Below are 12,225 nucleotides of genomic sequence, written 5' to 3'. Positions count from 1 at the left end.
ACCAAGGGAGCGAGCCACAGGGCGACGCCCGTGGCGGCCACGGACCAGGGACGCCGGGCCGCGCCACGGCGTGTCCCGCCAAGGCGAGGGCGGCGAACTCAGCAGGCAGGCCAGCAGCATCAGCGTCCCGTAGAGGAACCAGCGACCCGGACGGCAGGCCAGGCGGGGCGGGCACGGCAAGTCGCGGCGGCTGCGTGCGGGGCTCATCCCGACGCTGCGGGAGGGCGCTTCCTTGCCGGGTGGCCCCCGCGTCGCCCCGGTCGGGGACCGGTGTCGCGCGAGGGCGCCGGGGCAGCGGGACGCGGTCGGCTACGCAGGCCCGCGCGATAAACCGGCGACATCGACGATCACCCCCGGAATACTGGTCGCCCATGGATGAGGTCAAGGTCGTCGTCGCCCATCACGAGTGTGCGACGCTGCGCGTCGGAGACGTGTTCCTCAAGGTGGACGCCGACCAGTCACGCACCGACGTCGAAGTCGAGGCGATGGCCAGGGCGCCGGTCCCGACCCCCAAGGTGCTGTGGCGCCAGCCGCCCGTGCTCGCGCTCGCCGCCCTGCGGGGAGCCCCGCTCGGCCGTCTCGGCGAACCCTCGACCGCGTCCCCGGCGGCGTGGGCCGCGGCGGGCGCCGCCATCCGCACGCTGCACGACGCGCCGTTGCCACCCTGGACCGGTAGGGCGGGCCGGGGACTTGAGGAGGTGCGGGCGGAACTCGACGGCGAATGCGCGCTGCTCGTGGCGAACCGCCTCCTGCCCGCCGACCTGGTCACCCGCAACCGCCAGGTCGCCCAGGCCGCACTGCGGCCCTGGACCCCGGCCTTCACCCACGGCGACCTGCAGATCGCCCACGTGTTCGCCGACGGCGACCAGATCACGGGCATCATCGACTGGACCGAAGCGGGCCAGGGCGACCCCCTGCACGACCTCGCCGCCTTCACGCTCGGCCACGAGGAACACCTCGACGACGTCCTCTCCGGCTACGGCACCGACGCCGACCCCGACGTGATCCGTGCGTGGTGGTCCTTGCGCAGCCTGCTGGGGGTCCGCTGGCTGATCGAGCACGGCTTCGACCCGTTCGCACCGGGCTGCGAGGTCGACGTACTGAGATCCCGCATGTGAACGGCCGCGGCCCGACCGCCCTGACCACCTTCTCAAACATCGGTCAGGCGGTAGGCGCACCCGCCACGCGCCGCTCCCCGCCGTTGCGTTCCTGCCAGAGCCGGTACACCGCGGTGGCGTCCTCGTGGGCGTCGTGGCGCATCGGCAGGCGGCGTTCGGAGTAGTCCTTGGCGAACTCGGCGTAGAAGGTGTCGAGTTCGAAGTACTTGCGGTCGTCCACGTAGTGGGGCTCGTAGGCGTCGCGGGTGGTGAGGAAGACGACCTCGTCCGGTGAGCAGTAGTAGAGCGAGCCCAGGCACATGGGGCAGGGGTGGGCCAGGACGTAGATGGTGGTGCCGGTCAGGTGCTCGGTGCCCAGCTTCGTGCAGGCCTCGCGGATGGCGAGGATCTCGGCGTGGGCGGTGGGGTCGTTGGTCTGGGCGACCCGGTTCGGGGACTCGGCGAGGATCTCGCCGTCCTTGACGATGACGGTCGCGAAGGGGCGGCCGCCCTCGGCGACGTTCTGCCGGGCGATGTCGATGGTGCGCTGCGCGAAGTCCATGGGTGTTCTCCAGACGGAGGTGGGGGCTGCCGCGTCGACAGCCGGGGCGGGCGTCGGCCGGGGCGGGCCGGGCGGGGCTGTGGTCCGGCCCGCCCCGGAGCCAGGGTGTCTCAGAAGGGCTTGGTCGGGAGGTACTTGCCGTCCAGGGTGATGACCGCGCGCTCGCCGCCCTCGGGGTCGGCGACCTTCTTCACGTCCAGCTTGAAGTTGATCGCGGAGATGATGCCGTCGCCGAACTCCTCGTGGACCAGGGCCTTGAGGGTGGTGCCGTAGACCTGGAGCATCTCGTAGAAGCGGTAGATCGTCGGGTCGGTGGGGATGCCGCCGGGGATGGAGCCGCGGGTGGGGATGGTCTGCAGCAGCAGCGCCGCGTCGTCGTCCAGGCCGAGCAGCTCGGCGACGGCCTGCGCGGCGGGCTCGGGCAGGGCGTGCTGGCCGAGGACGGCGGCGGTGACGAACGCGACGGACAGGCCCGCGGCGTCGGCGATCTGCCGCCAGGACAGGTCACGGCGGGTCTTGGCCTCGACCGCGGCGATCGCGAGCTGCTGACGGGCGCTGTTGTCGAACTGAGCGTGCACCATGGGAGGGGTTTCCTTTCGTACGGTCCGTCCCCTGGTTGTCGCGGGGATCGGGCGGAGGGGGTCCCGGTGAACCGGTCGGGCCGGGCCGGGAGTGGGGAGGGAGAGGCAGGTCAGGCCGCGTGGGCCGGGCGCGCGTCGGGGGTGAGTTCCTCGACGGTGCCGGTGGGGATGTCGAAGACCCAGCCGTGCAGCCGCACGCTGCCCTCGGCCAGGGCGCGGGCCATCGACGGGTGGGTGGCCAGGTTCGCCAGCTGGGCGGCCACGTTCTCCCGGATCAGCGCGGCGATCCCGTGGCCGTCGCCGGTGGCCGCCGCCCGGGCCAGGGCGGCGTCGGCGTGGCGCAGCCATCCCGCGATGGCCGGGGCACCGCCGAGGTCGTGGCCTTCGGCGAGGGCGGTCATGGCTCCGCACGCGGAGTGTCCGCAGACGACGACGTCCCGTACGCCGAGGACGGTGACCGCGTACTCGATGCTGGCGGCGACGCCGTCGGCGCCGGGGGTGTGGGCGGGGACGAGGTTGCCCGCGGTGCGGATGACGAACAGTTCGCCGGGGTCGGTCTGGGTGATCAGCTCGGGGACGACGCGGGCGTCGGAGCAGCCGATGAACAGCGTGCCGGGCTGGTGGGTGGTGGCCAGGCGGGCGAAGAGCCCGGCCCTGGCGGGGAAGGCCTCCCGCTGGAACCGGTCGACGCCCTGGGCGAGGTGACGCATGGCCCTGACTCCCTTCGTTCGGTCTGTCGGTCGGGCCGACGTCATTCACTGTGCACGACCTGCACCTATAGCGTCCAAGACGGAATATCACTCGCTGCTATTGCTCTCATCTATAGTTGAGCGTATGAAGCCGGAACTGCGTCATCTGCGCTACTTGCTCGCGGTCGCCGAGCACGCCAACTTCACCCGCGCCGCCGAGGAGCTGCGCATCGCCCAGCCCACCCTGTCCCAGCAGATCAAGCAGCTGGAGAAGGCCGTGGGCGTCCAGCTCCTGGAGCGCACCGGCCGCACCGTTCGCCTGACCGACGCCGGAGCCACCTACGCCCACTACGCCCGGCGCGCGCTACGGAACCTCGCGGCGGGCGAGCGTGCGGTCCTCGACGTGCGGGACCTCTCGCGCGGGCACCTGCGCCTCGCCGTCACCCCCACCTTCACCGCCTATCTCACCGGCCCGCTCGTCGCCGGCTTCTACACCCACCACCGGGGCATCACCCTGGACGTGCGCGAGATGACCCAGGACCGCATCGAGGCCGACCTCCTGGCCGACCGGCTCGACCTCGGCATCGCCTTCAGCGGCGACCACCTGCCCGGCATCGAGGCCACCGCCCTGTTCACCGAGGCCCTCAGCCTGGTCGTCGGCCCCCACCACCCCGACCTCGGCGCACCCGGGCCCCTGCCCGTCACCGGCCTCGGCGAACGTCATTTCGCGCTGCTCAGCGGGGACTTCGCCACCCGCAGGCACATCGACCAGCACTTCGCCGACCACCACGTGCGGCTGCGGATCGCGCTGGAGGCCAACTCCATCAACGCCCTCACCGAAATCGTGGCGCGCGCCCCGCTGGCCACCGTCCTGCCCGACGCCATCGCCCACGACCACACCCAGCTCACCCCCATCCCCCTCACCCCCGCGCTCCCCTCCCGCACGGTCACGCTCCTGCGCCGCGAAAGCACCTACCAGAGCGCCGCGGCCCGCGCCTTCGCCGAACGGGCCATCACGTGGGCGCAGGCCCTGGCATAGGGCCGCTGCCGTCCCGTCTACGCTACGGCCCATGCCCCTCACCGAAGGATCCGCAAGCCCCCGTACGAGCGGCCGCGGCCTGCCCGTCGCCGTCGTCAGCGCGTGTCTGCGCGACGGGCGCGGCGGGAGCCCGACCGCCGTGGTCGACGGGATGCCCGCCGACGAGGCCGAGCGACGGCGGATACCGGCCCTTCTCGGCACCTCCCACGCCGTGTTCGTACGCGAAGAAGGGCGCGAGGAGGGTCATGAGGGCGGCCTCCCCGTTGTGTCGTTGCGGTTCGCGACCGCTGAAGGTGATCTGCCCGCGTGCGGACACGGCACGGTGGCCGCGCTCGCGTTCCTCGCGGACCGCGCGTCCACGGCGGAGTACCGTGCCGTGCTCCGGACCGCGAAAGCCACGTTCACAGGCCGCGCGGTGCGCCGCCCGGGCGGGCTCGCCGAGGCCTCCTTCGAGACGGACTCGGTCACGCTGCGCGCCGCCGACCCGGCCGAACTCGGACTCGTCCTGCCCGCCCTGGGCCTCGACGCGGCCGCCGTCGGCGAGGCGTACGTCGCCACCCTCGGGCGGCCGCGGATGCTGCTCCCGCTCCCGTCCCGCGCGGCGTTGGCCGGTCTGGCCCCGGATCCGGAGCGGCTGCGCGCCGCGTGTGACGCGTTCGGGCTGCTCGGCTGTTACGTCCACTGCGCACCGGGCGCCGACGGCCGCAGCGCCGCGCGCCTGTTCGCCCCGTCCATCGGCGTCCCGGAAGACATCGCGAACGCCAACAGCACCGCGTGCCTCGCCGCGCTTCTGGCGACCCGCGGGATCGACCGCGTCGCGGTCGACATGGGTGATTCCCTCGGCCACCCCGCCACGATCACCGCGGGCAGCAGGACGGGCCCGCGGGGGCGTCTCGTCCACGTCGGCGGTACGGCTCGCGTCGATGGCAGGCTCGTCCTCGACCCCGTCCGTGTCCCGCCCCGGTCGGGCTGATCAGCACAGCAAGAGCGCCGCCTGCCACGGCGGTTCGCCGAGCGGGGCGTCGGGGCTCGTCGCGCAGCGCAGGGCCAGCGCGGCGCCCGCCCGGGGCGCGTGCTCCGCCACCAGGCGCCGTGCCAGCAGGGCGACTTGGGCGTCCAGCTTGGTGAGGAGCAGCGCGTATTCGCCGGGCCGGGTGACGGCCGTCCGCGCGGCGAAGGCGACCGCGGGCAGCCCCCCGTACAGGCCCTCCCGCAAGGGACTGCGCGTGCCCCAGCGAGCGGGTCCCGGCCAGCTCGGGCGTTTCGGCGGCGGTCACCCGGGCCGCCAGCGCAACCGGGTCGGCGAGGCGGTCCACGAGGTGCCCGAGGGGGTTCTCTGTCATGCTCCGGCCCTTTCCCGGGCGAGGTGCTGGTACGGGCCTTCCGCCGGGGCGCCGTGCAAGCGCAGCCTCAGGTGCGGGTCCGGGTCCGCGTGCCGGATGAAGAACCAGCGGTCGACGCCGGACGGCCCGGCGGGCGGGGAGCCGAGGTCGGCTCGACCCGGCGGAACGGGTGGCGTTGGTGCTGCACGACGTCTTCGACGTGCCGTTCGGCCGAATCGCGGAGGGACTCGACCGGCCGCCCGCCAGTTGGCCTCGCGGAGCGGTGATCTCGCGGCGCTGGTCGGGCTGTTGCACCCCGCCGCCGTGTACGTCGCCGACGGCGGGGGCAAGGTCGTCGCGTCGCTCAGGCCGGTGCGCGGAGCGGGCACCCGGCACCCGCATCGAGCCCGTCGAAGTGGGCGGCGAGCGGGCGTTGGCGACGTACCACGACGGCGTGCTGCGCTGGATCGACTGCTTCGACGTCGTCGACGGCCGGATCACGACGGTCTGGCGGGTGGCCAATACAGAAATGCTCGCGCACGCCTGTCACACCTGACGCTCCTGTGTTGTCTCCCTGGCGAACCCATCGACGGATCCATCGACGAACCCATCGACGGATCCATCGACGGATCCATCGACGGACCCGTAGAGGGATCCGGACCAAGGAGAGAGCATGAACCACATAGTGATCGTCGGCGGCGGCTTCGCGGGCGTCTGGAGCGCCGCCTCGGCCGCCCGGGTGCGCGGCGACGCCGCCCTGCGGATCACCCTCGTATCGCCCACCACGGACCTGGTGTTGCGGCCGCGCCTGTACGAGGCCGAGCCGGAGCGGGCGGTGGTGCCCCTGAAGCGGATCCTGGAGCCCGTCGGAGTCGCGCACGTCCAGGCCACGGTGACGGAGATCGACACCGCGGGCCACCGCGTCGTCACCGCCGATGGCGAGGTGCTCACGTACGACCGTCTGGTCCTCGCGACGGGCAGTCAGCTGATCCGTCCGCAGATGCCCGGGGCGGAGCGGGTCTTCGACGTCGACACCCTGGACGGGGCCCTCGCCCTCAAGGAACATCTGCGCGACCGCACCGACTTCACGGCCGTGGTCGTCGGCGCCGGGTTCACCGGCCTGGAGGTCGCCACGGAGCTGGCCGGGCGGGGCCGGGTGATCCTGGCGGACCGGAGCACGGTCGTCGGCCCGGAGCTCGGCGAGGGGCCGCGCCCGGCGATCGAGGCGGCCCTCGACCGGCTGGGCGTGGAGCTGCGCCTCGGCACCACCGTGACCGCGGTGGAGGACGGCTCCGTGCGGTGGGCGGACGGCACCTGGACCGAGGCGGACGCGGTGGTCTGGACCGCCGGGCTGCGGGCCAGTCCGCTCACCGCGTGCGTCGAGGGTCCCCGGGACCGGCTCGGCCGCCTGGAGGTGGACGCCCAGCTACGGGTTTCCGGGGACGTGTTCGCGGCGGGCGACACGGCCGCCGCGCGGCTCGACGCCGATCATGTCACCGTGCAGAGCTGCCAGTACGCGGTCCCGCTGGGAAGGACGGCGGGCCACAACGCCGCCGCCGACCTCCTCGGCCTTCCGCTGATCGACTTCGCCCCCGGGCCCTACGTCACCGACATCGACCTCGGCGGGGCGGGCGCGGTCTTCACCCGGGGCTGGGACCGCCGGGTCGAGTCCACCGGGGCCGACGGGAAGCTCGTCAAGCAGTGGATCATGGAGAAGATCCACCCGCCGGTCGACGACGCCGAGGAGATCCTGAACGCGGCCGCGTATGTGTACGTCGTCATCCCCGCAGCCCACGAACTGTGACGGCCCGCGAGCTGTGAGGACCCCGGAGCCGTGACGGCCTGAGCCGACGCGCGACGGGAGCAGCCGGGCCGTCCGCGGATCTCCGCGGACGGCCCGGCTGCTCCCCCGGCCCCGAAGGCGCGTTATCCCGCTCGGGTGTTGCCGCGGGCCGCGATGTGCGCGGGCGGCGCGATGCCGTCGGGCAGGAGGGGGTCGGGTTCCGGCTCGCCCCATGTGGAGTTCAGCGGCAGCACGCCCGCCCAGATGCCGAGGGCGGCGTCAGGCCCGTCCCCGTCCTCGGGTGCGCCGGTGCGTATCTTGACCGACGCCTCCTCCAGCGAGAGCGCGAGCAGCGCGGTCGCCGCCAGTTCCTTGCGGTGGGGGCGGCGGGCGTAGTCCCACTGCCCGGGCGCCGCCTGCTCCGTGAGGCGGCGCAGGCCCGCCAGCTTCTCCTGCGGGTCTGTGACCAGGCGCGGGACGCCGTAGATCATCGCGCTGCGGTAGTTGACGCCGTGCTCGAACACGGAGCGGGCGAGCACCAGGCCGTCCACGTGCGTGACGGTCACGCACACCGCCGCCTCGGGCGAGGCGACCAGGCTGCGGCTGGCGACGGAGCCATGGAAGTAGAGATTCCGGCCGTCACTGCCGTAGACGGTCGGCACGACCATCGGGACGCCGTCGACGACGACGCCGAGATGGCAGACGAATCCGGCCTCCAGAACGGCGTCCAGCAGGGCGCGCTCGCGGCTTCCCTGCTCGCGCAGGCGGCGATGGCGGGTACGGGCCGTCTCCGGGAGCACGGACGGCAGTTGTTCGTCGGTCACGTCGCCTCTTTCTCAACGCCGGTGTTCGGCACGGGTCGTGGGCTTACGATATCCGCCGCCACACCCCTAGAGCGCAACGAAATCCGCACCAAGTTCCCCTACTGGGAACGGAATCCCCTCAATCGACAGCCGCGCCCTTCCGGCACCGCCGGTACGGGCCGGGTCGCGTCACGGCTGGCCGAGGCGGGCCAGTTCCGCGTCGACGGCTTCCCGGACGAGACCGCGCGCGTGCTCCAGGGACAGGCCGCCGCTCAGCCAGCGCATGCTCAGGCCCTCCAGCAGGGCCGTGAGGCGTTCCGCGGCGGCGGCGAGCGAGGCCGCCGGAACCAGCGGCCGGACCCGGCCGAGCAGCCCGGCCACGCCCTGCACCCAGACCAGGGTCGCCCGGGCCAGGTCCTCGCGCAGGGCCGGGTCGAAGACGGCGCTCGCCCGCAGTTCGCCCCAGGCGGTGCTGTTCTCCCGGACCTCCGGGGAGTCCTGGAACTCGAGGAGGAGCGCCTCGTCCAGCTCCTCCCGGGGGCTGAGCGGCGCGCCGCCCTCGCCGCGCGCGGCGGTGTAGCGCTCGGCCCGCTCGTTGATGAACTCCAGCGTGTGCCGCAGGATCCCCGTGCGGTCCTTGAAGTGGTAGTAGATCAGGCCGGTGGAGACCCCGGCCTCGGCCGCGAGCTCCTCCACGCGGAGCCCGCGCACACCGCGACGGGCGATCAGCCGCGCGGCCGCTTCCAGGATCTGAGTACTGCGTGACGCCATGACCATGAACCCTATCCGGACACCTGTCACCGTCTGCCCCACAGGCCACCAGGGCCGTTCCCGGGATTGACTTACTTTTCAGTCTAGGGCGGATCGACCTGGGTGCACCCACCGCATGACTCCGACGCGCACTGTCGAGAATCACCATAAAATGGGACACACTATCCCAGTAGTTTGACTGAAAATCCAGTCAGGTCCACAGTGGGGTCACAGTCGCCTGTCCCCCACCCCTGGACAGCTCGTCGGTCCATGAATCGGAGCGCACCGTGTCCCCCCTCTCCCCCTCCCGCCGCGCGGCCCTGCGCGCCTTCGCCGCGATCGGCGGCGCGCTGGGCCTCGGCGCCACCACCGCCTGCGGCTCCGACAAGTCCTCACGGACGGGGTCCGGCACCGGCGCCGGGACCAAGCGGGCCGAGGCCACCGGCAGCGGGCGCCGTTTCGGCGCGGAGTGGGAGAGCCACAGGCGTACGTTCATGGCGTGGCCCGCGCTGGCGTCCGTCTGGAAGGAGGACCTGCCGTACGTGCGCGAGGACATCGCCCGCATCGCACGGGCCGTCGGGGAGTACGAGGCGGTCGTGATGATGGCGCGGCCCGACCAGCAGAAGGCGGCGCGGCGGGCGTGCGGCTCGCAGGTCGAGGTCATCCCGCTCGCCGTCGACGACCTGTGGGCCCGCGACACCGTCCCGGTCTTCGTGGAGGAGGACGGCGACACCGTCGGCGTCGACTTCCACTTCAACGGCTGGGGCAACAAGCAGGAGCACACCAACGACGGCCGCGTGGGACGCACGCTGCTGCGCGAGTACGACATCCCCCGCGTCGAGGCGCCGCTCGTCGCCGAGGGCGGCTCCTTCGAGACCGACGGCGAGGGCACCCTGCTCATCACCGAGAGCTCGATCGTCAACGACAACCGCAACCGCGGCAAGTCCCGCGACCAGATCGAGGACGAGCTCCTGAAGACCCTCGGCCTGGAGAAGGTGATCTGGCTGGCGGGCGTCCGCGGCGAGGACATCACGGACGCGCACGTGGACAGCCTCGTCCGGTTCACCGCACCCGGCGTGGTCCTGCTGGACCAGGCCTTCCCCGGTACTCCCCCGGACTCCTGGTCGCGCTCCGCCGACCAGGCGCGCTCGGTGCTGAGCAAGGCCACTGACGCCCGGGGGCGGCGCTTCGAGATCGTCGACCTGCCGCAGCCCGACCTCGACAAGATCACGGGCGAGGGCGACGACTTCGTGTCGACGTACGCCAACTTCTACATTGCCAACGGCGCCGTGTTCATGCCGAAGTTCGGCGATCGGAAGGCCGACGACCGTGCGCGCGGCATCCTCCAGGACCACTTCCCCAAGCGGGACGTCGTGCCGGTCCGCATCGACACCATCGCCTCCGGCGGGGGCGGCATCCACTGCTCGACCCACGACGAGCCGGGCAAGCCCGCCGACTGACGGGCCTACGCACCGGTCCATGGGCGCGGCGGGGCCGCCCCCGCCCGGTCACAGGAGCCGCTGGATCTCCCCGCGCACGCGGTAGAACCCGCCCGCCGCCGCGTGCAGGGCGGCCACGGCGTAGCGGGCCCCGGGCTCCCGCATCGCGCGCGGGAACTGGACTCTCCAGGAGGGGTCGTAGCCCTCGGACACCACGTGCACGCGCAGTCGGCCGCCCTCCTGGACGCACTCGACGACGACCGCTCCGGCGGGGGCGTGGGCGACGGTGGTCACCGCGGCCGCCGCGCTGTCCGGCGCGTAGGTGGGCACCGCGGCGGCCAGCTTGACGTCCCGGGCGACCGGTACCGTGCCCTGCTCCGCCGCGGAGACGGCCGCGTCGCTCGCGTCCACGCACACCAGCGAGCCGTCCGTGGTCACCAAGTACAGCCGCTCGTCGTGGTACTGCATGGACAGGGCGGAGCCGCCGCCCGTGCCGAGCTTCCACAGCCGGGTGCCGTCCCGGTCGAAGCAGTACACGGACGACGCCGCGTCACCGGCGAAGACGAACCGGCCGCCCGGCGAGGTCGCGCAGGAGTACACCGCGCTGTCGCAGGCGTACGTGGCCTCGATCGCGCCGGTGGCCTTGGCGAGGCGCTGGACGGCGCGGTGTGCGGTCCCCGCGTACACGGCCTCGTCCTCCTGCCAGCCGAACAGGACGCCGCCACGGGTGGCGGTGTGCCACAACTCGCCGCCCCCGTCGGGCGCGTAGGCGGTGACGCCCCGGGAGTGGCCGTGGTAGACGGCCCGGTCGTCGGCGCGGACCATCCAGGCGTGCTCGCCCCCGCTGCGGCGGGCCCACTGGTGCTCGTCCTCGTGGTCGATGACCGTGAGCCGACCCTCGCGGTCCGACACGTTCAACAGGCCCTCGTGGATGTCGAGCCAGAAGATGTCGACGTCCGCCGCGATGTCGTACGCGGCGAAGGGCAGCTTCGACGACAGGTCGTACACCCGGCCGTCGTCGCAGCCCGCGTAGATCCAGAAGTCGTCCGCGACCAGGCACTTCACGCCGTCCGGCAGGCTGAACTTGGCGAGGACGCCGCCGTCGTGGTCCAGGGTGTAGACGTCGCCCGACTGGTTGCCGATCCAGCAGTGGTCGGCGTCGACGTGGATGCCGAACGCCGAGGAGCCGGTGCGGAACCGCCACAGGACGGGAGCCACGGACCGCGCGGTGGACGGGGCGGAGGTCACCTGACGCCGGGTCACCGGACGCGGGGCGCGCTGTCCGGGGATCGCGGGAGCGTACCCCTTGCGGACCTTCTCGCCCACCTTCTTGGCGGCGGCCGCACGGGCCTTCTCCGCCGTGGCGAACGTCGTGCTCTGCGTCTGTCCGCCGGCGCCGATCCTCCCGTACCGCACCGTCACCAACTGGCCCGCGACGGTCACCTCGTAGAACTTGTGCGCGCCCCCGCCGTCCTGCGACAGCTCCAGATACGTCGTCGACTCCGGCGCACCGGACATGGCGGACCCAGACATGGCAGACCCCTCCCCAGAGCGGACCCACGGCCGTTTTGGCGGGTCCCACTGCTCAAACCGTAGGAGGTGCCACTGACAATCGGCCCTGACCGGGCACGCGAACGGCCCGGCGCGTGCGCGCCGGGCCGCGGTGGAGCGCTGGGCCGTGCGATCAGCTGGTGACCACGTTGTGCGCCGGGATGATCTGCGGCTCGCCGTCGGCGTGGCCCAGGTCGGCGAGGATCGGCTGGAGGATCTTGGAGAAGTTCTCGAGCGCCTCCTCGGACTCCCACACGTCGACGACCCGCCAGCCGCCGTCGACAGGACCGGCCACGTGGGAGATCAGTCCGGGTGCGGGAATGTCGGCGAGCGAGGTGAACTCGCCGCCGTCGGTGAGGCGGTCGATGACGGCGTCGTAGAGCTCCTGCCCGACGCCGGGGATTTCGAAGGTGACGATGATGGCCATGTGGTCCCCCCACTGCCCGTTCACTGGGTCCGCCGCCCGCGCGTGGCGCGCGGCGAGATCGCTCCGGTCGGCGCGACCCCCTCATGCCTACCCGACCGCCGTCCGGGCGTCGACGGCTGGCGAGCGGTGGACCGGGGCAGCTGAGGCGCGCCGAGGGTTCCCGCGCCCCTGGTGAGCCGACT

The 12,225-nt window shown here is 72.8% G+C and carries 15 protein-coding genes; 6 read left to right on the top strand and 9 right to left on the bottom strand.

The genetic code is table 11. The annotated features are described in order from the left end of the window. Positions 1 to 371: 371 nt before the first annotated feature. Positions 372 to 1,118, top strand: a complete 747-nt coding sequence (locus ACIG3E_RS37090) for an aminoglycoside phosphotransferase family protein (protein ID WP_399624791.1) — start codon at positions 372 to 374, stop codon at positions 1,116 to 1,118. A 43-nt stretch (positions 1,119 to 1,161) separates the two neighbouring features. Here the strand turns inward: ACIG3E_RS37090 and ACIG3E_RS37085 are convergent, their stop codons facing one another. From ACIG3E_RS37085 to ACIG3E_RS37075, 3 genes are all read right to left on the bottom strand, one after another. Next, positions 1,162 to 1,659, bottom strand: a complete 498-nt coding sequence (locus tag ACIG3E_RS37085; protein WP_399624789.1) for a nucleoside deaminase — start codon at positions 1,657 to 1,659, stop codon at positions 1,162 to 1,164. Between the two features lie 110 nt (positions 1,660 to 1,769). Beyond that, entirely contained in the window at positions 1,770 to 2,240 is a 471-nt protein-coding gene (cynS, locus tag ACIG3E_RS37080) for a cyanase (protein ID WP_399624788.1), read from the bottom strand. Positions 2,241 to 2,350: 110 nt separating this feature from the next. Next, entirely contained in the window at positions 2,351 to 2,950 is a 600-nt protein-coding gene (locus ACIG3E_RS37075; RefSeq protein WP_399624786.1) for a carbonic anhydrase, read from the bottom strand. Positions 2,951 to 3,074: 124 nt separating this feature from the next. Here ACIG3E_RS37075 and cynR point away from each other — a divergent pair, with 124 nt between their 5' ends. Further along, the gene (gene cynR, locus ACIG3E_RS37070) at positions 3,075 to 3,968 is read left to right on the top strand and encodes a transcriptional regulator CynR (protein WP_399624784.1); all 894 of its coding nucleotides are present in this window, start codon (positions 3,075 to 3,077) and stop codon (positions 3,966 to 3,968) included. 31 nt (positions 3,969 to 3,999) lie between these two features. Then, positions 4,000 to 4,941, top strand: a complete 942-nt coding sequence (locus ACIG3E_RS37065) for a PhzF family phenazine biosynthesis protein (protein ID WP_399624781.1) — start codon at positions 4,000 to 4,002, stop codon at positions 4,939 to 4,941. Here the strand turns inward: ACIG3E_RS37065 and ACIG3E_RS37060 are convergent, their stop codons facing one another. Then, complete coding sequence (locus ACIG3E_RS37060) at positions 4,942 to 5,184, bottom strand: hypothetical protein (protein WP_399624779.1); 243 nt, start codon at positions 5,182 to 5,184, stop codon at positions 4,942 to 4,944. 123 nt (positions 5,185 to 5,307) lie between these two features. Next, positions 5,308 to 5,679, bottom strand: a complete 372-nt coding sequence (locus tag ACIG3E_RS37055) for a lantibiotic dehydratase C-terminal domain-containing protein (RefSeq protein WP_399624777.1) — start codon at positions 5,677 to 5,679, stop codon at positions 5,308 to 5,310. Between the two features lie 44 nt (positions 5,680 to 5,723). Here ACIG3E_RS37055 and ACIG3E_RS37050 point away from each other — a divergent pair, with 44 nt between their 5' ends. Further along, a complete protein-coding gene (locus ACIG3E_RS37050; RefSeq protein WP_399624775.1) occupies positions 5,724 to 5,846 on the top strand; it encodes a hypothetical protein in 123 nt (40 codons plus the stop codon). Positions 5,847 to 5,963: 117 nt separating this feature from the next. After that, the gene (locus ACIG3E_RS37045) at positions 5,964 to 7,094 is read left to right on the top strand and encodes an NAD(P)/FAD-dependent oxidoreductase (protein ID WP_399624773.1); all 1,131 of its coding nucleotides are present in this window, start codon (positions 5,964 to 5,966) and stop codon (positions 7,092 to 7,094) included. A gap of 122 nt (positions 7,095 to 7,216) precedes the next feature. On the opposite strand, the gene ACIG3E_RS37040 is transcribed toward ACIG3E_RS37045, so the two are convergent. Both ACIG3E_RS37040 and ACIG3E_RS37035 read right to left on the bottom strand, forming a co-directional pair. Further along, positions 7,217 to 7,897: a pyridoxamine 5'-phosphate oxidase family protein gene (locus tag ACIG3E_RS37040; protein WP_399624771.1), complete on the bottom strand. Its 681-nt coding sequence runs from the start codon at positions 7,895 to 7,897 to the stop codon at positions 7,217 to 7,219. A gap of 168 nt (positions 7,898 to 8,065) precedes the next feature. Next, positions 8,066 to 8,647, bottom strand: a complete 582-nt coding sequence (locus ACIG3E_RS37035) for a TetR/AcrR family transcriptional regulator (RefSeq protein WP_399624769.1) — start codon at positions 8,645 to 8,647, stop codon at positions 8,066 to 8,068. Positions 8,648 to 8,913: 266 nt separating this feature from the next. Here ACIG3E_RS37035 and ACIG3E_RS37030 point away from each other — a divergent pair, with 266 nt between their 5' ends. Then, positions 8,914 to 10,086, top strand: coding sequence for an agmatine deiminase family protein (locus ACIG3E_RS37030; protein WP_399624767.1), 1,173 nt, complete (start codon positions 8,914 to 8,916; stop codon positions 10,084 to 10,086). Positions 10,087 to 10,134: 48 nt separating this feature from the next. Here ACIG3E_RS37030 and ACIG3E_RS37025 read toward each other — a convergent pair whose 3' ends face one another. Continuing rightward, the gene (locus ACIG3E_RS37025; RefSeq protein WP_399624765.1) at positions 10,135 to 11,598 is read right to left on the bottom strand and encodes a WGR domain-containing protein; all 1,464 of its coding nucleotides are present in this window, start codon (positions 11,596 to 11,598) and stop codon (positions 10,135 to 10,137) included. Between the two features lie 151 nt (positions 11,599 to 11,749). Further along, positions 11,750 to 12,043: a hypothetical protein gene (locus ACIG3E_RS37020; protein ID WP_399624763.1), complete on the bottom strand. Its 294-nt coding sequence runs from the start codon at positions 12,041 to 12,043 to the stop codon at positions 11,750 to 11,752. Positions 12,044 to 12,225: the final 182 nt, after the last annotated feature.

Source organism: Streptomyces sp. NPDC053474 (assembly GCF_044544845.1).
Classification (GTDB): Bacteria; Actinomycetota; Actinomycetes; order Streptomycetales; family Streptomycetaceae; genus Streptomyces.
This window is presented reverse-complemented; position numbering and strand designations above follow the sequence as displayed.

Excerpts from the sequence above, each read along its gene's own strand:
- ACIG3E_RS37090 (WP_399624791.1), top strand. The coding sequence starts at position 372 with ATGGATGAGGTCAAGGTCGTCGTCGCCCATCACGAGTGTGCGACGCTG.
- ACIG3E_RS37085 (WP_399624789.1), bottom strand. The coding sequence starts at position 1,659 with ATGGACTTCGCGCAGCGCACCATCGACATCGCCCGGCAGAACGTCGCC.
- cynS (WP_399624788.1), bottom strand. The coding sequence starts at position 2,240 with ATGGTGCACGCTCAGTTCGACAACAGCGCCCGTCAGCAGCTCGCGATC.
- ACIG3E_RS37075 (WP_399624786.1), bottom strand. The coding sequence starts at position 2,950 with ATGCGTCACCTCGCCCAGGGCGTCGACCGGTTCCAGCGGGAGGCCTTC.
- cynR (WP_399624784.1), top strand. The coding sequence starts at position 3,075 with ATGAAGCCGGAACTGCGTCATCTGCGCTACTTGCTCGCGGTCGCCGAG.
- ACIG3E_RS37065 (WP_399624781.1), top strand. The coding sequence starts at position 4,000 with ATGCCCCTCACCGAAGGATCCGCAAGCCCCCGTACGAGCGGCCGCGGC.
- ACIG3E_RS37045 (WP_399624773.1), top strand. The coding sequence starts at position 5,964 with ATGAACCACATAGTGATCGTCGGCGGCGGCTTCGCGGGCGTCTGGAGC.
- ACIG3E_RS37035 (WP_399624769.1), bottom strand. The coding sequence starts at position 8,647 with ATGGCGTCACGCAGTACTCAGATCCTGGAAGCGGCCGCGCGGCTGATC.
- ACIG3E_RS37025 (WP_399624765.1), bottom strand. The coding sequence starts at position 11,598 with ATGTCTGGGTCCGCCATGTCCGGTGCGCCGGAGTCGACGACGTATCTG.
- ACIG3E_RS37020 (WP_399624763.1), bottom strand. The coding sequence starts at position 12,043 with ATGGCCATCATCGTCACCTTCGAAATCCCCGGCGTCGGGCAGGAGCTC.